Genomic DNA, 21,004 nt, shown 5'->3' with positions numbered 1-21,004 from the left:
TCCTATTATTAAAATAAGATGATAAAATCATGAAAAAAATCTCGCTGTTTTTTTATTGTTTATTAATTTCAGTTATGTTTGTTATGGCTGGTTGTGTTTCAAATCATTCATTGAATGACCCACCTCTAGAGAAAAAAACAGTAAAAAACACAAAGGAAAAAAAGGATTTACCCCCTCCTGTCATTCAAGTAGTCCAAACTGCTGATCGACTTAGAGTCATTGCCTATAGTGATGGTTGCTTTCGGCCAAATGGGAAATTAACTGTCAATTGTACCCAGCAGCTTAGTCAGACCATTAAGCTCATAGAATCTTACGGAGACGGTCTCATTCAAGTGGTGGGGTATAGCGATGATCTTTATGATCCACAAACAGCGTCTGCGATTACACAGGATCAAGCAGAGATAATAACAAGTTTTTTATGGTCACACGGAATAGGTTCGCAACGTCTGCGTACGATCGGGTACGGTCGACATGATTTCATTGCGAGTAATCGAAACGTTAAAGCAAGTAGTTTTAATCGTCGCGTTGAGATTATTTTAGTAAAAAATTAAATTTAATTTTTATTTAATACCAGGCCTTCACCTTCTGAATATTTGCTTATAAAATTTAAAGGAGATAGGTAATAAATCACGCTTTTGTCTTTTGCAAATGCCCGCAAAGTATTTCTAACATTTACAGTTGCTTGAGCTTGTTTTTCAGTTTTTACAAAACCTTGATGTACACGCAATTGTTGTGCAAATAGTTGCGTATCTTGTGACAATTTGATATCTAAAGTTTTGACGATTCCTGCTAAACTAATTTTTCCTTTACCGTTAGCATCTATTCTTAAATAAGGGCTATTAACCCAATATACCTTCAAATTTCCATTTCCGGTATAATCGACCTCATTTAATGAAACGATACCTTGAATAACAATATTATGAGAATTGTGGGCTTCTATTTTTAAGTTTGAACTCAATAAATTATGAAATATAATACTTTCATTACCGTTACTGTAAAGAGATTTTAGATCTAGCTTATTGGTGTAAAGATTGATTTGACCTTTTCCTTGCGCACGAAGCGATAAAGATCCAGTCAGTCCTTTGCCAAAAAGAGTTGCATTACTATTGAATTGTATTTGTTTTATTTTTGACGGGGATGTATTGACACGGATTGTTAATCTTTCTCCAGGTTCAGGGTGAAAAATGGGTTTGGTTCCAAGGTGTAAAATATGGTTTTTTTCACTGTAAATGACTGCAAAGACTCTTTTCGAGTCCCCCAGAATTTGTAAGGAAGGATGGGTTTGGGTTGCATCAATGTAAACATTAACAGGACCTTGAATATCTAAACCATCGAAGTCATTAATAAGGATATTCTTGCTTATTATAGGTTTGCTATGCGACGTTACTTGCGCATGGCTAAAAAGACTAAAAAGGGACAAACTGACAAATAAACAATAGGCGAAGACTTTCATGGTTTAATGCTCTTATTATTATTTTGATGGGATATTAACCTTGTCGCAGGTTATTTGCCAGATCAAGATTGAACATTTAGGTCGAAAAAGGTTAAAAACGTTTGAATTGAAAAGACTTAATATCCTAAAGGGTTTTATTTATCAGCTTATTGGCTATATTTTTCCTGGAGCGTATTGCGTTATAATCTCGCCCTTCTTGACCCTCTAGTGATTTAATCCTTATGAAATGCATAGTGCAACAAGAAATCAAAAAAGCCTTGTTAAGCATGGGTGAGTTATCCCTACCTGCTTCACTGACTATCCAAGTGGATTATGCCAGAGAAAAATCACATGGCGATTTTTCAAGTAATATTGCTTTAGTGTTGGCGAAAAAATTACAAATATCACCACTACAATTAGCTGAAAAAATAAAATCGAATATAGATTGTTCTTCAGGAAATTCTAAACTAGAAAAAATTGAAATAGCAAAACCTGGGTTTATAAATTTTTTTTTTAAAAAATCCTTTTGGCATCCAGTTATCGAAGAGATTTTAAATCAAACCAATCAATTTGGGATTTCAAATTTAGGCAATAATGAATCTGTTTTAGTTGAGTTTGTTTCTGCAAATCCTACTGGTCCTTTGCATGTAGGTCATGGTCGGGGGGCAGCCTATGGCGACTCTATGGTGAGATTATTGAGAGCAGTAGGTTATCAAGTTTGTGCAGAATATTATATCAATGATGCTGGAAGGCAGATGGATATTTTGGCAACCAGCGTTTGGCTGCGTTATTTAGAGATCTGCGGAGAAAAATTTATTTTCCCTAGTAACGCTTATCGAGGAAACTATGTTCATAAGATTGCTGAGCAACTTTTTTCACAACATGGTAAGGATTTTTTTAAAGCAGCTGAATTAGTATTTAAAGGTATCCCTATTGACGAACCTCAAGGTGGGAATAAGGAACAGCATATTGACGGTCTTATCACTAAAGCTAAAATTTTATTAGGAGATGTTGATTATGAAAAGATATTTAAAGTAGGTTTAAACTCAATCTTGAACGATATTAAAGAAGATCTTAGTGCATTTAGAGTAAATTTTGATGAATGGTTTTCAGAAAAAAGTTTGTTTGAGAACAATTTTGTCGATAAAACTATAAAGCGTTTAACAGCGAATGGAAAAACCTATGAAGCCAATGGGGCTCTATGGTTTAAATCGACAGACTTTGGCGATGATAAAGATAGGGTTTTGTTACGCGAAAATGGACAACCTACCTACTTTGCAGCAGATGCGGCCTATCGTCTCTGTATTTTAGAACAACGTAAATTTAAAAAAATAATTAACATATTAGGCTCTGATCATCATGGCTATGTACCTAGAATTCGCGCGGTTATACAAGCTTTAGGTTTTTCATCAGATAGTTTAAAAGCTTTATTAGTGCAATTTGCTATTCTTTATCGCGGCGATAAAAAAATTCAAATGTCTACTCGTAGCGGAGAGTTTATTACTTTACGAGAGCTTCGAGAAGAAGTAGGTACTGATGCAACACGTTTTTTTTATGTATTAAGACGTGCGGATCAGCATATGGATTTTGATCTTGAGCTGGCTAAAGAGCAGTCGAATGCTAATCCTGTCTATTATGTACAGTATGCTTACGCACGAATATGTAGTGTGATGCGTCAACTCAATGCAAAAAAATGGGTTTGGGATAAGTCTTTAGGTATGACTGCGATTAAAGAATTAAAGGAAATACAAGAACAGGATTTGTTGGTTTTACTAAATCGTTATCCAGAAATACTAGAATCAGCAGCCACTTCTTACGAGCCGCATATTATCGCACACTATTTGAGAGATTTAGCGCAAAACTTTCATGTTTATTATAATTCATTTGTTTTTCTGATAGAGGATAATAAGTTGAGAAATGCGAGACTAAATTTAATTGTAGCAACTGCACAAGTAATTAAAAATGGCCTAAGCTTATTAGGTGTAGAGACTTTGGAAGTAATGTAATGGCTAAAGATTATGCAAAAAAATACACAAAATATAAATATCTAACTCCTAGACGTAGAAACAATCGTTATCTATGGGTAATGTTAGGAATTTCAATCGGTTTATTTATTTTAGGCTTGTTTTTACTAAAGCCAGTTCATAAAGTAAAAGCTATTCAATCTGCCGAAAAGATAGCTGATAAAAAAAATACCCAAGTACCTGCGCCTCAGTCCCCAGAACCAAAATTCGATTTCTATAATATTTTGCCTCAGGACAATTTGAATTTATCACCACATGTTGATTCTGCAATGAAGGAAATGCCGTTATCCAATGATATGACAACTTCACTTCATGCTTCTTCGGGACAAAGACCCATAGATACAATGCTTAGCCCAACGCCTGAACAAGTAGCTATTGCGGAGGCTAAAAAACAATTAGAAGAAGAAATGGGTCAATTCAATGATGAAGTTTATATGCTCGTCTTAGGTAATTTTACTGATCGTGCTCATGCAGAGCAGTTGCAAGCTCAAGCATTGCTGAAAGGATTTCCCGTGCAAAAAAAGGCCAACTTAGTTAATGGTAAGCTAATATACCAGATCGTTATTGGTCCCTCGAGCTTAGGTAGCCTAACTAAGGAAAAAAAACGTTTAAAAGAAGCCGGATTAGCTGCGATTTTGATTAAAATTACCCCCTAAACAGGTAGAATTAATATCTTCAGACCTTGAAAATAGTCAACTATGTCACCATAGTGGTAGATTCAATATCCAACAATTTAAAGAGTAAATAGTGCAGTCATTACATGGTACAACAATATTATTAGTCCGGCGTAACGATAAAGTCGTTATCGGTGGAGATGGTCAGGTTACTTTAGGTAATGCGATTGTTTTAAAAGGGAACGCTCGTAAGGTTCGCAAATTATATGACGGTCAAGTATTAGTTGGATTTGCGGGCGCAACAGCCGACGCATTTACATTAATAGAACGGTTTGAAAATAAGTTAAAAGAATGTAATGGACGATTAGACCGCGCTTCGGTTGAACTTGCAAAAGATTGGCGTTCCGATCGAGTTTTACGGCGTTTAGAGGCAATGTTAGCAGTTGCGGATAAAGAAAAATCTTTTATGTTAAGTGGGAATGGGGATGTAATTGAGCCAGAGCATGATTTAATTGCCATAGGTTCGGGTGGAGCTTATGCACAGTCTGCTGCATTGGCATTATTTCAAAATACTAAATTAAGTGCTCGTGCTATTGTTGAAAAAAGTTTAATTATTGCTGCAGACATTTGTGTGTTTACAAATCATCAACGTACTATTGAAGAAATTGACTGTGTGACCAATAAAAAATAATAATCTTAATATAAACTAATTACTTATTTATTAATGAAAACTAATATATCTAACTTAATTGATACAACTATTGATGAAACCAATCAAGTTTCTGAGCTAACTATGGTAGACGCTAATTTTTCAGAAGATATTAATCAACCCATTAATGACATAGATAAGTCTGTCGAGGTAGATCATTTAAGTAAAATTGATTTGACTCCTAAACAAATAGTGCTAGAACTTGATCGATTTATTATAGGACAAAATGAAGCCAAGAGAGCTATTGCAATTGCTTTGCGTAATCGTAAACGTCGTATGTTACTTGATCCAGAGTTAAGAGATGAAGTTACCCCAAAAAATATACTGATGATTGGTCCCTCCGGAGTAGGTAAGACTGAGATTGGCCGACGTGCGGCCAAAATTACGGGCTGCCCTTTTTTAAAAATAGAAGCTACTAAATTCACTGAAGTAGGTTACATAGGACGAGATGTAGATTCTATTCCTAGAGATTTAGTGGATTCTGCATTCAAATTTTTACGTGAAGAGGAAATTACACGTCTTCATCCTCAAGTTCTGGAGGCGGCAGAAAGCAAAATTATTGACAGTTTTGTCCCTCCAGTGCGTTTAGCAAAAGATGAAGCTGCAGATGAGCTTAAAAATAAAGAAAAGTCTATAGCGAGGAATGTTTTTCGTAAGCAATTACGAGCAGGACTTTTAGATGATAAAGAAATAGATGTAGAGTTAGCAGCTTTACCAGCCGGGGTAGAGATTATGGGTCCCCCTGGTATGGAAGATATGACTAATCAATTGCAAAATATGCTGCAGAATATTGGTACAGCGCGTACTCGTACCCGTCGTATGAAAGTAAAAGATGCATTAGCTGTTATTCAAAAAGAAGAAGCTGGGAAGTTACTTGATGAAGAAGATTTGAAACGTAAAGCAATTGAATGGGTAGAGCAATACGGAATAGTATTTATCGATGAAATCGATAAAGTATGCCGTCGTGGTGAAATGAGTGGTGCAGACGTTTCACGTGAGGGGGTTCAGCGAGATTTGTTGCCTTTAATTGAAGGTTGTACTGTTTCCACAAAATATGGCATGGTCCGAACAGATCATATTTTATTTATTGCTGCAGGTGCTTTTCATTTATCTAAACCATCGGATTTAGTTCCTGAATTGCAAGGTCGTTTGCCAATTCGAGTGGAGCTAAAGGCATTAACGGCGAAAGATTTTGAACGTATTTTAGTAGAGCCCCAAGCATCTTTAATCGTTCAGTACCAGGCTTTACTGGGCACTGAAGAATTAGAATTAAATTTCGATAAGCTTGCTATTCAGCGTATCGCGGAAATTGCTTATGATCTGAATGAAAAAACTGAGAATATTGGCGCGCGTCGTTTATATACCGTAATGGAACGATTGTTGGAGGAAATATCTTTTGAAGCGACAGATTATACCGATAAAAAAGTAAACATTGATGTTAATTACGTAGATAAACATCTAACACCTTTAGCGCAAGATCAAGATACCAGTCATTTTATTTTATAATATGGTTCCTATTCCTAGCGATATAAAACTTCTACAGAAAACCCGAATATTAGAAATACTGTTTGATAATGGTGAAAAATTTAGGTTACCCTGTGAATACTTAAGAGTCTTTTCACCCTCTGCGGAAGTTAAAGGACACGGTCATAGCGAAGGAAAATTAGTCACTAACAAAAAAAATGTGAATATCATCAACATAGAATCAGTTGGTCATTACGCTATCAGATTAATTTTTGATGATAGCCACCAGTCAGGAATCTATAGTTGGGAAACACTCTATGATTTATCTAAGCATCATGCTAAATTTTGGGAACATTATTTGCAACGTCTAGAATCAGCGGGCGCAAGTCGAGATTAGTATTTTTAAAAGTTATTTACTTAAGATTGTGACCTTGGCAAAGCGTCTTTTTCCAACTTGGTAAATATGGCTGGTACCAGATTTAATTAATAGTTTCTTATCTTCTATTTTTTGTGAGTCAATTTTAACTGCACCAGCCTCAATTGAGCGCAGTGCTTCCGAGGTGCTCGCCACTAATCCTGCTTGCTTTAATAAGTGGGCAATCGATAAATTCTCTCCGGAAATGGTAATATTCAGTTCTTTAATTTGCGAGGGAATGGCACCATCTCTAAATCGGTGTTGAAATTCCTGGAACGCTTTTTCAGCATCTGCTTTAGTGTGAAAACGTTCAATAATTTCTAAGGCTAACTCTATTTTAAAATCGCGTGGGTTGGCTAAACCTTGTGTAGCTTTTTGCTGCATGGATTTAATATCACGTAAAGACTTTTTAAATGATAATAATTCAAAGTAACGCCACATCAACTCGTCAGAAATCGACATAATTTTTCCGAACATATCGTTTGCCGGTTCATCGATAGCAATATAATTATTGAGTGATTTAGACATTTTTTGTATGCCATCTAAACCCTCTAATAAAGGCATGGTTAAAATTATCTGTGGTGTTTGTTTGAAATGTTTCTGTAATTCTCTCCCCAACAATAAATTAAACTTTTGATCGTTACCACCGCATTCTATATCGGTTTTTAATACGACAGAATCATAACCCTGAAGTAAAGGATACAGGAATTCATGGATTGCAATAGGTTGATGCTGGCGATAGCGTTGGTGAAAGTCATCTCTTTCTAGCATTCTAGCTACAGTATAAGAGGATGCTAGTTTAATTAAGTCAGTAACTGATAATTTTCCTAACCATTCAGAGTTAAACCGCAAGTTGGTTTTTTTTGGGTCTAATATTTTACTAAATTGCTGTTGATAGGTTTTGGTATTGGCTGTAACTTGATCGACACTTAAGGGTGGACGGGTTGTATTTTTACCTGATGGGTCACCAATGAGTGCTGTAAAATCGCCAATAATAATATCAATTTCATGACCTAAATCTTGTAATTGACGAAGTTTATTGATGAGCACAGTATGACCGAGATGTAGATCAGGAGCTGTTGGGTCAAAGCCTGCTTTAATACGTAAAGGCCTATTTTCTTTTATTTTATTTTTTAATTCATCAACAACAAGTATTTCGGTACTTCCGCGCTGAAAGGTTTCAAAAGTATTATCATTCATGTTATTTACCCGTTATAGCCAAAGCCAAAGCATATAATTTATTTTTTTTCTCATGCGTGATTTTAGCAGCTATGGAAGTTGCTTGCTTGATCGGTAATTCATCTAATAAAATTCCTAAAATTCGTTGTTTATCAATTTCATATGGGTTTAGATATTCAGCCCCTTCAACAAGGACGACAAATTCTCCTTTTTGTTGATTTTTATCTAAATTCAACCAGATTTTCAATTGTTCTAAATTATTGCCATGGATAGTTTCAAAAGTTTTTGTTAATTCTCTAGCTAAAACTACGTAACGTTTCGGTCCAAATACAGCCAACATGTCATCTATTGACTCTAGAATACGGTGTGGTGCTTCATAGAAAATAATTGTTCGTGTTTCATGTAAGAATTCTAGTAATTTTTTTTGTCGAGCGATACTTTTCCCGGGTAAAAATCCTTCAAAAATAAATCTATCACACGTTAAACCGGAAGCACATAAAGCAGTTATTAAAGCACAAGGACCAGGGATAGGGATAACTGGAATTCCATGTTGGTGGGCTAATTTAACTAAACGATAACCTGGATCATTAATGAGTGGTGTTCCTGCATCACTAATCAAGGCGATAGATTGATTTTTTTTTAGACAATCTAAAAGAAGCTTGCTGGAAGCTGCTTCATTATGTTCATGTAATGAAATTAATGAAGTGATAATACCAAAATGTTTAAGTAATTTTTGACTATGGCGAGTATCTTCGGCAGCAATTTGATTAACATTTTGTAGTGTGTTTATTGCTCTGGGACTAAAATCTTCTAGATTACCTATAGGTGTAGCTACTACATAAAGGCCTGAAATTTTTGACATAAACTTTTCGCATTAAAATATGAGATGGGTATAATGGCATAGCGTTTTATTCTGCGCAAAATTCAGAGGTTAGATTCAAAATGTTCAAAAAAATGAAACAACAAAAATTAGGGTTGTGGATGTTAACTGCTCTAGTTACAGGTAATATGATAGGTTCAGGAATTTTCTTATTACCCGCTTCCTTGGCAGCCTATGGCAGTATTAGTTTGCTCTCTTGGGTCGCTACAGCACTAGGTGCTTTGTTAATAGCATTAGTATTTGCTAAGCTAACTAATGTAATGCCTCTCATTGGAGGACCTTATGCTTATTGCCGAGAGGCATTTGGTGATTTTGTTGGATTCCAGATGGCTTATAATTATTGGATTGCACTATGGGTAGGTAATGCAGCAATAGTTGTTGCTTTAACAGGATACTTAAGTTTTTTTTGGCCCCTTTTGGCTAAGAATGCCTTATGGTCTTGTTTTGTTAGTATTGGTTTGGTGTGGTTAATGACTTTTATCAATATTCTAGGTGTTCGGCACGCGGGGATTTTTCAGTTATTGACAACTATTTTAAAATTGATTCCTTTGTTACTTATTGCTTTAGTAGGGATTTTTTATATTCATCCCCATTTTTTGAGTGCATTCAATTTATCCGGAAAATCTAACTTAAGTGCATTTAGCGGCGCAGCAACTTTAACTTTATGGTCTTTTATCGGTCTAGAATCTGCTTCAGTTCCTGCTGGTCATGTAGATAACCCTAATCGAAATATTCCCAAAGCGACTATTCTGGGAGTAACCATAGCGACAGTTGTTTATTTATTGAGTAGTATCGCAGTAATGGGAGTTATGCCGTTAACGGAACTTGCGCATTCTAATGCTCCTTATGCTGATGCTGCACGCATCATGTTTGGACCGATAGGAAGTTTTTTAGTTGCTATTGGGGCAGTCATTTCTTGTGTAGGTGCTTTAAATGGCTGGATTTTACTTCAAGGTCAAATTCCATTAGCAGCTGCTCAAGATAAACTTTTTCCAAGTATTTTTTTAAAAAAATCAGAAAATGGGACACCTGTTGCGGGTTTGGTTATTTCTAGTATTCTAATTTCCTTCCTATTATTGATGACCTTAAATCATAGTTTGGTTAAACAATTTACAATTATTATCTTACTAGCAACTTTAGCCTCGCTGATTCCTTATTTTTTAACTACGATGTCTGAGTTGGTTATTTTTTTTAAATATCCTGGGCTTTTTAAAAAAGGTAGAAAATTATTTGGTTCAGTAGTTATTGCAATTTTAGCGGGAATTTACTCTTTTTGGGTTATCATAGGTTCGGGGAAAGAAACTGTATTTTATGGGACATTATTATTACTTAGTAGTGCGCCTGTTTATGTTTGGATGAAATGGCGCGGCTATGCAAAAAGCGTTATAAGCATAACTGAGCAACCTTTACCTTTACCCTGAGGTCATAGTTTGTACAAACTATTTGTTTTTTTTATGGTTTTATTAGGGGGTTTTTATTCTCCGGCTTTTGCTGAGCTTAATGAATCTCCTTCAATAAATTTGACTCAGCAACAATTGGTTGCTGAGCAGATGCGCGGTGAATTACTAAAAAGAAAACTGCAGGGGTTGCGTAATGAACAGAAAGTCGCCTCACCGGTCGTTAGCAAACAATCTTTAGCGCATCTGGATTTATTGATTGCTATGGCAAAAGCTGATTTAGAAAGTATTAATTTAAGTCTAAAAACCACACAACAATCTACTGATTTGATTCAAGATTCCATTCGAAATGCAATTGATCAATGGGAAATTTCGACACCAGGCTTATCTATTCCTCAAGAAGTTCAGCAACAACAGGCACAACTGCAGCAAACTTTGCAAGAACGGCGAAATTTATTCAACTTACAGCAAAAGCGCGTTAGGGTTTTACAAGATTCGCGCGATGTTGTGCAACAGACAATTAATTTTGCTGAAGAATGGCGTCAAAATTTACAAAGAAATTATCAATTACAACAGCAAACGCAACGCCAAGAATCTTTAGATGTATTAACCCTACGCCTCCAGCAAGATCAACAGAATTGGATGCAACGTCTAAACCAATGGAGCGAAGAACTAAAAAAAGCTGAAATAACCGGTTTTATCAATAATAACTCTTATGATCAAATAGAATTTAAAATATTTGAAGCGGAAGAAAAAAGTAATTTACTCGAAACAGAACTAAACACTGCTAGAATAGCTAATAAATTACAAGACTTAGCTTCAGCGTTTAATCAAAAATTATCCTTAAGCACACTCAGCAATTTACAACATAAAATTGAAAGTCTAAATGAACAGGTCAATACTTCAATTGACTTATTTCATAATAAAATTAAATTTTTACAAAATTATTTGGATTTAATTAATAAAAATCACCAACAAAAAGAGTTTATTTTTACGAATGATCAGATAAAATTAGCCCCATTAAAAGAAATTATTCTCGGCTATCAAAATTTACTTGTAAAAATGCAACAACTGGCTAAAGATGCAGATGCTGAACAAGTTCTTATAGCAAAACAACTAAAACTACAGCTAGCTAATAGACAAACGTTACCAGGTTTGAATTTAAATGCTTGGGTCGGTTTAGGCCAAACTATTTTTCAAATCCCTAGATTAACCATAGATAAATTAGCAGGTCTTTATGAACCAGTTTTCAGCAAGCTAGAATTAGTATCAAGCTGGCAATGGATTATTGTCTTACTGGGTGTGCTGATATGGTTTGCTACTTGGTTAAAACTAAGGCGATTTTTAGCAGTAGATCGAGTACGTTTGCAGCAACGTAGTAGAGGTTTTTTTTCTGCACAAACCGTAATAGTTGTTTTGCAATTACTGCAACGCCATTTATCCGGAATTATGTTGTTGGCGGGATTAATTGGGTTATTGTTTTTATTAAATATATCCATCAAATTATTTTCTTTGATTATTAGCATGGGTGTTGTTTGTTTAATATTTAGTATTGTTATTCAGCTTGCACATATTTTATTGCTTGAAAATACCACTGACGAAAGTGGTCATGATGTCAAACTTTATTATCGGTTACGAACTACATTATTGATCGGCGGCATAGTTACCTTAGCGACAATTTTAGTTAATCAATTACCGGTTAATTATGAAGTTCAAGATTTGTTTGGCCGTTTATTTATGTTATTTCTTCTCATAGTAGCTTTAGTCTTAATGAAGGGTTGGGAAGTTGTTCCTACATTACTTGAACCTTATATAGAAAATAAACATGCTTATTTAAAAAGAGTGATTCGATGGTTAAGTTTTTTAATCCCATTCAGTTTATTAACCAATGCTTTAATAGGATTAGTGGGTTATGTTGAATTGGCTTGGGCTATAGCGCATTACCAAGGTTTATTCTTAGTCGCCTTAACTGCTTATCTATTACTAAGAGGTCTTTTAGATGAATTAGTTCGCTGGGTCTCCGAACTATGTATTCGCCATTTCAGAAATGGTTGGTTATGGAGCCAATCTTTATTGAAACCATTTCATCAAATTTTAAAATTAGCATTATTATTTTTATCAATATTGGGCTTATTTGAACTTTACGACTGGGGAGATCGTATTCCTTCATTAAAGATAAGTCTTTCTAAATTACTGTCTAAAAAATTATTCGTTATAGCTAGTACCGCGATTGTGACTGGTTTTACGATTGTGCAATTAGCAATATTAGTGGTAATTTTAACTTGGATAGCTCATTGGTCTCGTGAATTTGCGTATCGTTGGTTATTTGCTCATGCGAAAGATCTTGGTTTACGTAATAGTTTAGCTATTTTTACGCAATATACGCTTATTGCTATTGGAATTTTGGTTGGATTAAATATTTTGGGACTAACCTTGGGTAATATTGGCGTTATTTTGGGAGCTTTTTCGTTTGGTGTGGGTTTGGGTTTAAGAGATTTATTTAATAATTTTTTTACGGGTCTTTTTCTATTGGTGGAAAGACCTGTAAAAGTAGGTGATTGGGTTACAGTAGGTAATTATGATGGTCAAGTATCCCATATTGGAGCTCGTTCGATTACGGTGACAACGGATGATCGTCAGGAATTGTTAGTGCCTAATGCGGACATTTTTAGCAAAAATTTTATTAATTGGACGCACCGAGATAGTGTAGTTCGTGCTTTGGTGACTGTTAAAACCAATAGGAAAGATAATCCCCAACGAATAAAGGATATTATTTTAGAAGTATTAGCAACAATCCCAAAAATTTTAACGAATCCTAAACCAGAAGTATATTTTAAAGAAATTGATAAAATTTTGTTAGAGTTTAAAGTTGAATATTACGTTGACCTCAATCATATTAATTCACGTTCTGGTGTACGATCGCAATTTTTATTTAGCTTATGGGAACGCTTTACTAATGAAGGTATTTTACCACCGGAAGCTCCGCATGATGTACATCTTGAGGGTAAATTAGAGCTACACTCCAATTCAGCGATTTAATTTTGTGTTATGACAAAAAAAATTAAGATTATTTTTACCGGTGGTGGCTCATCGGGACACGTTACACCCAGCTTGCCTCTGATATCCGCTTTGCAGAATAAAGGTGTAGATATCTTTTATGTGGGCTCTAAGAAAGGTATAGAGCATTCGCTTATCAAACCTTTAAAAATTCCTTACTATGCCATTACGGCTGGAAAATTAAATCGGTATTGGACCTGGAAAAATCTATTAACTCCTTTTCTGTTAATGAAGGGAATCATACAAAGCCTTATAATTTGTCGAAAAATCAAGCCGGATATTATTTTTTCTAAAGGTGGATTTGTTGCTTTGCCTGTTGTTATTGCTGCTAAATTAAATAGCATTCCAATTGTTATTCATGAATCTGATTTAACTCCTGGCTTAGCTAATCGTCTCAGTTTTCCTTTCGCAAAATTGATTTGCATTACATTCCCTGAAACCATTAAATACATTAAAAGTACTTCTAAAATATTGCTGACAGGCATGCCCATTCGCGATGCGCTGCAACATGGAGACCCTAAAAGAGGCTTAAAATTTTGTGGTTTTACCGAAAAAATAAAACCGGTTTTATTAATCATGGGCGGTGGTTTGGGTTCGAGTATAGTTAACGAAAGTATTCGTCGTTTAATAAATCCATTAACAGAAAAATTTCAAGTTATTCATATTTGCGGTAAAAATAAATCCGACTCTGCATTTGAGGGAATTAAAAGTTATAAACAATTCGAGTACTTACAAGATGAATTTGCTGATGTTCTTGCTAGTGCAGATTTAGTAATTAGCCGTGCGGGCGCTACCTCTATTTATGAGTTAGTGTCCTTAAATAAGCCAAATATTTTGCTACCTTTATCAAAAAAAGCTAGCCGTGGAGATCAAATTCACAACGCAAAATACTTCGCTAAGCTAGGTCTAAGCAAGGTAATCTACTTTGAAGAATTTTCAGATGAAAAATTACTCAAGACACTGTTCGAAAGTTATGAAAATTTAGATGAATTAAAAATTAAATTAAGCCAATTTAAACGGCTTAATGCTACGCAAATAATTATTGACAAACTCATAAATTTTGCATTCAATCGATAAGGTTCATTAAGTATCTGATTATAATTAATTAAATCATATGAAAGTTCTCTTATTCATTTTTTTATGTGCACAATTTTTTTTTGCAAAAATAGTAGGCGCTCAAACATTATCAACAGAAACCCAGATAAAAGTTTACATTGGTAAACAGCAGTTAGAACAACTTTCTTTATTAGAGAAATTAGTCAATATTAATAGTGGTACGGCTAATATTGCTGGGGTTCATCAAGTAGGTGAAATTTTAAGACCATTTTTCCAGCAGCTTGGTTTTAAAACCTATTGGGTTGAAGAACCGAGTTATATGCAGCGTGCAGGAACTCTAGTTGCTGAGCATTCAGGCACAAAAGGTAAAAGGATACTCATAATTGGACACCTCGATACAGTGTTTGCCAAAGATAGTCCATTCCAGAAATTTGAACGTCACGGAGATAAAGCGACCGGACCTGGTGTAATCGATGATAAAGGAGGAGATGTAGTAATTCTTTATGCTTTAAAATCATTGCAGGATGTAAATGTTCTTAGTGATATGAATATTACAGTAGTATTAACTGGAGATGAAGAATATTCGGGGAAACCAACCAGTATTTCAAGAAAACCTTTATTTACTGCTGCCCAGCATAGCGATGTTGCTTTAGGTTTTGAATGGGCTACGCTTCCCAATACAGCAACTATAGCTCGTCGTGGAGTTGACCATTGGCAGATAAATACACAAGGTAGCGGCGTCCATTCATTCGAAGTATTTCAAAAACCAGCAGGTTATGGTGCTATTTTTGAATTAACTCGTATTCTTAATACCATGCGAGAACAAATGAGTGCTGAGAAAGGTTTATCTTTTAGCCCTGGACTTATATTGGCCGGTGCTTCCATTAATTATAAAAAGAACTATTTTGGAGGCGAGGCTTATGGAAAAGATAATATTATCGCTAAAACCGCGATGGCTACAGGTGATCTACGTTTTATAACTCCAGAACAGGAGATTAGTGCTAAAAAGAAAATTGCGAAGATAATAAATCACCATTTACCGACTACTATGGCGGTTTTTAACTTTCAGGAAGGTATCCCTTGTATGCCTTTGACTGCTAACAATATCGAATTACTAAAAAAATATAGTGAGGTTAGTATTAATTTGGGCTATGGCCCCGTTATAGCGCTTGATCCGGGATTACGTGGAGCTGCAGATATTTCGCATGTTGCATCGATCACTCAAGCTAATTTGGATGGTTTAGGTCCAGTGGGTACGGGGGCTCATTCAGAAAATGAAACGCTGGACATTAAATCTTTGCCAATACAAACACAAACAGCAGCAGTATTAATGTATCGTTTAGCTCATGATCATTAAAAAGGACCGTTACTGTTTTTCCAATTTATAGAATAGATCTAAGCCATTAGCAAAGTTACTACTTGTAGTTTGTAAATAAAAATTTTTGTTTAAAACATAATTGATGTTTAAAATACTGATTTGATCCAATAAACCTAAACTATAAGAGATGTTAAGTTTTGGTGAAATATTTTTACCAACTATCAACGAAGTATTCTGTTGTAAGCTATTAGTAGTCGGATTAAAAATGGGTTTACTTCCAATAGTCAATTGATCTAAACCTATTTTCTGTTGAACTTTACTAATAATTTGACCAATATTACTTTTTTCACTCCCTAAATTGCTAGCAGCAGTTAATAATAATTGCGTGCTAGCGGCACTTAGCTGATTACTGGCTTGACCGGTAATTAAATAAGAAAGCATATCTAATTGCGATTTAATGATATTAGAAGGATTAGCGAATAAAATAATATGCGGATCTTGCAATGTTCCTCTCACCTGTATACCTATATCTAATTGAATTGGTATAGACTGAGAAGAAAAAATTGAGGATTGAATAAAATTATTAGAGCCTAATTTAGATTGAGTATCAACAGAGGTATTCTGGGTGGATACCGGCAAAATTAAAATATTTCGACTAGCGGAAATATTTAGTGTGGGATCACCAATAGGCGTATTGGCAAAATTTAATGAAGAATTAGCTTTTAATTTTAAGCTTTGACCATAATAACTATATTCACCAGGAAAAAGTTTTAATTGCCCTGATGCCAATATAGGATGATTAAAATCTTGTTTTATAGTAAGTGAACCTTTTAATTTAGTATTAAGCCCTTGATATTGTAATTGAATATCATCGCCTGCTTCGATTTTAATATTATTTTTAAATTTAAAAGGTGAAGTAACAGATTTTTTCTTATCTTCTACAAACACTACATCGTTAGATAACTCAATTGAGTTATTATTTTTAGGATTAATTTTAATGCTGCCTTTTGGAAATAAAATAATGCCATTGGTTTCAATTTGTTGTCTATTGGCTAGAATTTTTAATTTTGGCGTTGCTATAATTTGATATTCTGGATTATGAATTATAGTTACATCTTTTCCTTGCAAATCAATTAATGTTGATAGATTTTGTTTTAATAAATCGGTTATAGAATGAATTTCTAAAAATCCATTTCCTGAATAAATTTGACCAATACCGATTAAATTATTCTTATCGGTATGCAGCTGATATTTTATATTTTTTAATTTAAGACCTAAAACAGGTATTTCTGTACTGGCCTGCTGTAAATTAAGATTTAAATTTAATAATGGCTTATTAAATGAGCCTGTAATTCTAATTTGAGCGCTGCAAATACCTTTAGTATTTTTTAAATCAGTAATTAATTGAGTTAAAAAATTTAAATCTTTAAAGCTTAAATCAATATTTGCATACAAAGTTTGTTTTGATGTTGGAAATGACCGCATTTGATAATTGGGTAATAATAAATGAGCAAATGATTGATTTTTATTACTTGAGGATTGAAGCGATGTTTCTAATCCATGTTTTGATAGATGACTAGCAATTTGTGTATTAGGAACAACTAACTGCGTGGATTGTGTTGCTTGAATTAATTTTTCCAGTTTAAATTCGGATAAATTCCCTTGTAAAGAGAATGGTGAAAAAGATCCAGATAATTTTAATTGTAACGGTAAAAGTTTATATATTTTATTATTAAGCTGGATAGTTGCTAAATTGAAAAACCATTTTTTATTTTTACTATCAATATTTAGTGCAGCCTGAATTTGTTTGAACTGCCAGTCATGCCAAAGTAGATTAGTCTTTTCTGCAATTATATTAAATTCAGGATATGAGGATGCTCCACTTATCTTTCCTCGCAAGGTTATTTTTCCTTGCGACTCGGCAATAAATTTGTTGAGGTCCTTAACATTTATTTGCCAATTAATATTCCATTGTTGGTGTACGGAACCATGCAATAATAGGCTTATATCGTCAGTTTGAACATTAATCTGATGGATATCAATGGAATTTAATTTTAAATATTTTAAAATTTGAGGAAGTCGAAAAGTTTTTTGCCGATAGGGGTTTAATTTTTTTTGATTAGTTTTTTGTTTTACAAAAAGATTTAATTTATCGATGAAGATGGGCCCTAAATTAAGTTTTCCTTTTAATAAATCGTTCCAATGCCAATCGAACTGTGTTTCTGAAATATAAAGATTAATTTTATTATTTTGATAATATAATTCTTTTAACTGAATTGGTCCTAAAAGTCGTCCATGAATAATTTTTATCTTTAGCTGGCCTGGCAGAAATTCTTTTCCAAATAAAATCGCGGATTTTAATCCTTTTTCTGTGTTTAGAATTAAGTAACCACTTATTATAAACACAACGATTAATAAACTTTTTAACAACCATCTAATCGAAGGTTGTTGCTTGTTATTTATCATAAGAAATCAAACCCCATTGTAAATTGGAATCTTACGGGGTGTCCAGGAAGATCCAAAGCTTTCCCTGCAGTAACTTCCATAGGGCCTAAAGGGGATGCCCAAACCAAGCCAAGGCCCGATCCTTTTTGTAAATGAATGGGGAAATTATTAACGGCGTTTCCAGCATCAAAGAAAATAGCACCATAAAAATTGTTAATAAGTTTATGCTGATATTCAATACTTCCTGCCACTAAATAAGGCGCAGGACCTAATGATTGGTATGCATAACCACGTACGCTTTGGCTTCCCCCGGCATAAAAAAGCAATGAGGGAGGAAAATTTGCAAGATTAGAAGTTAATGTATAACCAAAATCACCACGAAATAATAATCGACTTTTCTCATCCCAACTTAATACATATTTTCCTTGTATTTCTGTTTGTAAAAAACTTGTAGTTGATAATAAGTTTTGATTAGCGCCTTGTAATCTGAAATTTAATTGATAACCATGGTGTGCAAAAAGTGAGTTATCAAATTTACTATAAGATAAATTTAAGCCTGGAGTGAGTAAATGTGAGTTAGTCTTAGGTCGATTTAGATAATTAAAGCGTTCAATTTGATAATTTAAAAATAAATTGCGTTTCCACCCTCTCCATTTACCTATACTCCCTAATCCTAATTGTTGAGTGGTAGTTGTTACTTGAGTTAATTTTTTTCTGACAATGGCAAAATTAATATTATAATTATCTGTATTGGGATGTTTCCCAGGAATAGTGTATGTTGTTTGTAGACTGTTTTGTATTTTAGATAATTGGCTTAAAACACTTAAACGATGGCCTTCCTTGTTAAGATAACGAGATTCCCAACCTAAAGTTCCACGAATCCCCACATCGGTACCATATCCTATTCCTGCTGTATATTGTTGGGATGCACGTGGCGTCAACATAAAAGTAACGGGCAAATTTTTATTTTCTTTGTTTATTTGCACATCCGGGATTAATACGTTTTGAAAATATCCACTTTTATTTAAATTATCCTGTAGTTTTAAAAGTTGCGTTGAAGAATAAGGGTCACCCGATTTAAATGGGATATAGCGTTGCAATAAACTATTATTAAGTATAGATTGTTGGAAACTGATAGGGCCAAAATAATAACGTGGACCGATGTTTAAAATCAGAATAAGTTCGGATGTATATGTTTTTCGATTAATCAAAATTGTGTGTTTAGAAAAATATGCCGAAAGATAGCCTTCTGCTACAACCTGGGTAAGTAATTTTTGTTTTGCTTCCTCGTATATTTCACTGCGAAAAATATCACCTTTATATAATGGAAAGTCAGCAATTAATTTTGTTATTTTTGGGTCTTGGTTTGTATCATCGATTGAAATTTTTAATGATGTAATTTTTAAAGGAGGACCTACAGAAATTTGAAAATTAGCATTCCAGCTCGTACCAATTTTTTTTAATGAATGCCTAATAGTTGGCTTGAAATAACCATATGCTTGCAAAGCTTGTTTGATGTCAGAGATCGAATGTTGATACCAAAGCTGGACATCTTCAGCAGACGGATGTACTAATGTTCGCAGGCTTCGATCAAGACCATCCTGAACAGGGCTTTTAAGGTCTTGATTTAGACCCTGTAGTTGATATGCCACAGGAGGATTTTCCGCAAATCCCAACGGGGCAAAAATCATATTGAATAGCGCTAAGCCAGCTATAGTTAGTCTTATTTTTCTTATCATATTAGGTTAAATAAATACCTAATATGGGCTCATAAGTAAAGCTTACATGCCTATAATGGCCTATAAAGCATTATTACATGCGATTTAATGATAGTTCTAAACAATCATTTTTTATGTTTATAGATAAGTCAGATTAATTTGTAGTTAAAAAGCTTACAAAAATATAGTTAGCGAGGTCTAAAATATGATTCGGTAGCTTCAATTATATCTTGCATATCGCCGGTTTCTTTACCCAACGATTGATATGCCTGGTTTGGTATTAATAATAGAAGGCTTTTATCATTTGAATTTATTGCTGTTTCAAGAAGAGTAAGAGTACTAATTTTAATTTGGCGTTTTGATTCCTCTGACCAAACACGCCCAAAAAAACTGTTCTTTGAATTTTCTATTTGTCGCTGAAGACTTAGTTTTTTACTATCATATTCCTCAATAAGTAAATTTTTATCCTGTTCTTGATTACCCGTTAATTTTGCAGAACGAAATTCACGGTAATAATAATTTGAATTTTTATTTTTTGGTGTAGGTATTATTTCACTTGAATGCGAAAAAGTTGATGAAGCTGAATGATCAAATGAAGAAGGTTGATTGATTTCAGATGTACCTTCATTTAAAAGGTTAATAGTTGGAGAGAGAGAAGGATTTTTAAAATTTCTATAAATTGCGCAAATAGTAGCTAGCATAAGTAAACTTGCAGTTGTTATTCCTGCTACTGCTAAAACAGTAGTGGCTAAATAGGGAGCAACTACCATTGTTAAAATAATACCTGCAATAACAATTCCGCCTAACATAGTGGCAATAAGATTATTTAGGGTGTGATTTTTATGAAGTGCTCTAGCTGGAGAATTTTTTTCTGATTTAAGCCAATGGTATACATGAAAAATTGATAAACCAAGATGATAAACGACACTGGAACCTACTGCAGTCAGAAATAATCCTTGTACAAAAATTAAACTAAGCCCAGCAAAAACCGCAGTGAAAACCAAGGCGGCTTTAATTGGGGCATGAATTAAGTCAAAGATCTTACCTAAATTCTTATTTTTAGCGCGGGCGAACTGATAAAGCGCAAACAAACTAGCTACAGCATCAGGTATAACAACGAGAGGAAACAAAATGGGAGCAAGGTATTTTTCAAAGTATGACCCTATTTGGTAGATGTTTGACTTAAAAACAAAGATAGCACTAAGTATGACATTTTGAAAAAAAGAATTAGTAGATTCTATTATTTTTAAATAGGGTTTACTCATTATCTTATACTTCCTTTAAAGAGTTTAGAAT

Annotated in this window: 16 protein-coding genes; 10 read left to right on the top strand and 6 right to left on the bottom strand. The window is 34.1% G+C overall.

The window, feature by feature from the left end; all coding sequences use genetic code 11:
- The first annotated feature begins 29 nt into the window (after positions 1–29).
- Complete coding sequence (locus AAHI99_RS07030; RefSeq protein WP_342227552.1) at positions 30–551, top strand: OmpA family protein; 522 nt, start codon at positions 30–32, stop codon at positions 549–551.
- Positions 552–553: 2 nt separating this feature from the next.
- Here AAHI99_RS07030 and AAHI99_RS07025 read toward each other — a convergent pair whose 3' ends face one another.
- Entirely contained in the window at positions 554–1,453 is a 900-nt protein-coding gene (locus AAHI99_RS07025; RefSeq protein ID WP_342227551.1) for a GIN domain-containing protein, read from the bottom strand.
- Positions 1,454–1,674: 221 nt separating this feature from the next.
- Between AAHI99_RS07025 and argS the strand changes: the two genes are divergently transcribed.
- The 5 genes from argS (at position 1,675) to AAHI99_RS07000 (ending at position 6,640) form a co-directional block, all read left to right on the top strand.
- Positions 1,675–3,438 carry an arginine--tRNA ligase gene (gene argS / locus AAHI99_RS07020; RefSeq protein ID WP_342227550.1) on the top strand — a complete coding sequence of 588 codons (1,764 nt, stop codon included), beginning with the start codon at positions 1,675–1,677 and terminating at the stop codon, positions 3,436–3,438.
- A complete protein-coding gene (locus AAHI99_RS07015) occupies positions 3,438–4,112 on the top strand; it encodes an SPOR domain-containing protein (RefSeq protein WP_342227549.1) in 675 nt (224 codons plus the stop codon). Before argS ends, AAHI99_RS07015 begins: the two co-directional genes overlap by 1 nt.
- A gap of 91 nt (positions 4,113–4,203) precedes the next feature.
- Positions 4,204–4,761, top strand: a complete 558-nt coding sequence (gene hslV / locus AAHI99_RS07010) for an ATP-dependent protease subunit HslV (protein WP_342227548.1) — start codon at positions 4,204–4,206, stop codon at positions 4,759–4,761.
- A 186-nt stretch (positions 4,762–4,947) separates the two neighbouring features.
- Positions 4,948–6,285, top strand: a complete 1,338-nt coding sequence (hslU, locus tag AAHI99_RS07005; protein WP_342228376.1) for an ATP-dependent protease ATPase subunit HslU — start codon at positions 4,948–4,950, stop codon at positions 6,283–6,285.
- A 1-nt stretch (position 6,286) separates the two neighbouring features.
- Positions 6,287–6,640, top strand: coding sequence for a DUF971 domain-containing protein (locus AAHI99_RS07000; RefSeq protein WP_342227547.1), 354 nt, complete (start codon positions 6,287–6,289; stop codon positions 6,638–6,640).
- Positions 6,641–6,652: 12 nt separating this feature from the next.
- Here AAHI99_RS07000 and tyrS read toward each other — a convergent pair whose 3' ends face one another.
- Together tyrS and rsmI are read right to left on the bottom strand one after the other, a co-directional pair.
- The gene (gene tyrS, locus AAHI99_RS06995) at positions 6,653–7,858 is read right to left on the bottom strand and encodes a tyrosine--tRNA ligase (protein ID WP_342227546.1); all 1,206 of its coding nucleotides are present in this window, start codon (positions 7,856–7,858) and stop codon (positions 6,653–6,655) included.
- 1 nt (position 7,859) lies between these two features.
- A complete protein-coding gene (gene rsmI, locus AAHI99_RS06990) occupies positions 7,860–8,699 on the bottom strand; it encodes a 16S rRNA (cytidine(1402)-2'-O)-methyltransferase (RefSeq protein WP_342227545.1) in 840 nt (279 codons plus the stop codon).
- Between the two features lie 80 nt (positions 8,700–8,779).
- Here rsmI and AAHI99_RS06985 point away from each other — a divergent pair, with 80 nt between their 5' ends.
- From AAHI99_RS06985 to AAHI99_RS06970, 4 genes are read left to right on the top strand one after another with little or no spacing between them, the layout of a single operon-like run.
- Positions 8,780–10,138: an amino acid permease gene (locus AAHI99_RS06985; protein WP_342227544.1), complete on the top strand. Its 1,359-nt coding sequence runs from the start codon at positions 8,780–8,782 to the stop codon at positions 10,136–10,138.
- A gap of 9 nt (positions 10,139–10,147) precedes the next feature.
- Positions 10,148–13,153, top strand: coding sequence for a mechanosensitive ion channel family protein (locus AAHI99_RS06980; protein ID WP_342227543.1), 3,006 nt, complete (start codon positions 10,148–10,150; stop codon positions 13,151–13,153).
- A 9-nt stretch (positions 13,154–13,162) separates the two neighbouring features.
- Positions 13,163–14,248, top strand: coding sequence for an undecaprenyldiphospho-muramoylpentapeptide beta-N-acetylglucosaminyltransferase (locus AAHI99_RS06975; RefSeq protein ID WP_342227542.1), 1,086 nt, complete (start codon positions 13,163–13,165; stop codon positions 14,246–14,248).
- A gap of 37 nt (positions 14,249–14,285) precedes the next feature.
- On the top strand, positions 14,286–15,584 hold the full coding sequence (locus AAHI99_RS06970) for a M20/M25/M40 family metallo-hydrolase (protein ID WP_342227541.1): 1,299 nt from the start codon (positions 14,286–14,288) through the stop codon (positions 15,582–15,584).
- Positions 15,585–15,593: 9 nt separating this feature from the next.
- Here the strand turns inward: AAHI99_RS06970 and AAHI99_RS06965 are convergent, their stop codons facing one another.
- The 3 genes from AAHI99_RS06965 to AAHI99_RS06955 form a co-directional block, all read right to left on the bottom strand.
- Positions 15,594–18,011, bottom strand: a complete 2,418-nt coding sequence (locus AAHI99_RS06965; protein WP_342227540.1) for a translocation/assembly module TamB domain-containing protein — start codon at positions 18,009–18,011, stop codon at positions 15,594–15,596.
- The gene (locus AAHI99_RS06960; RefSeq protein WP_342227539.1) at positions 18,008–19,642 is read right to left on the bottom strand and encodes an autotransporter assembly complex protein TamA; all 1,635 of its coding nucleotides are present in this window, start codon (positions 19,640–19,642) and stop codon (positions 18,008–18,010) included. Before AAHI99_RS06960 ends, AAHI99_RS06965 begins: the two co-directional genes overlap by 4 nt.
- 254 nt (positions 19,643–19,896) lie before the next feature.
- Complete coding sequence (locus AAHI99_RS06955; protein WP_342227538.1) at positions 19,897–20,973, bottom strand: hypothetical protein; 1,077 nt, start codon at positions 20,971–20,973, stop codon at positions 19,897–19,899.
- Between the last annotated feature and the right edge of the window lie 31 nt (positions 20,974–21,004).

The sequence above is a fragment of the Rickettsiella endosymbiont of Rhagonycha lignosa genome, assembly GCF_964031165.1.
Taxonomy (GTDB): Bacteria; Pseudomonadota; Gammaproteobacteria; order Diplorickettsiales; family Diplorickettsiaceae; genus Aquirickettsiella.
Note: the sequence above shows the minus strand (reverse complement) of the source record. Positions and strands in the feature narration are given on the sequence as shown.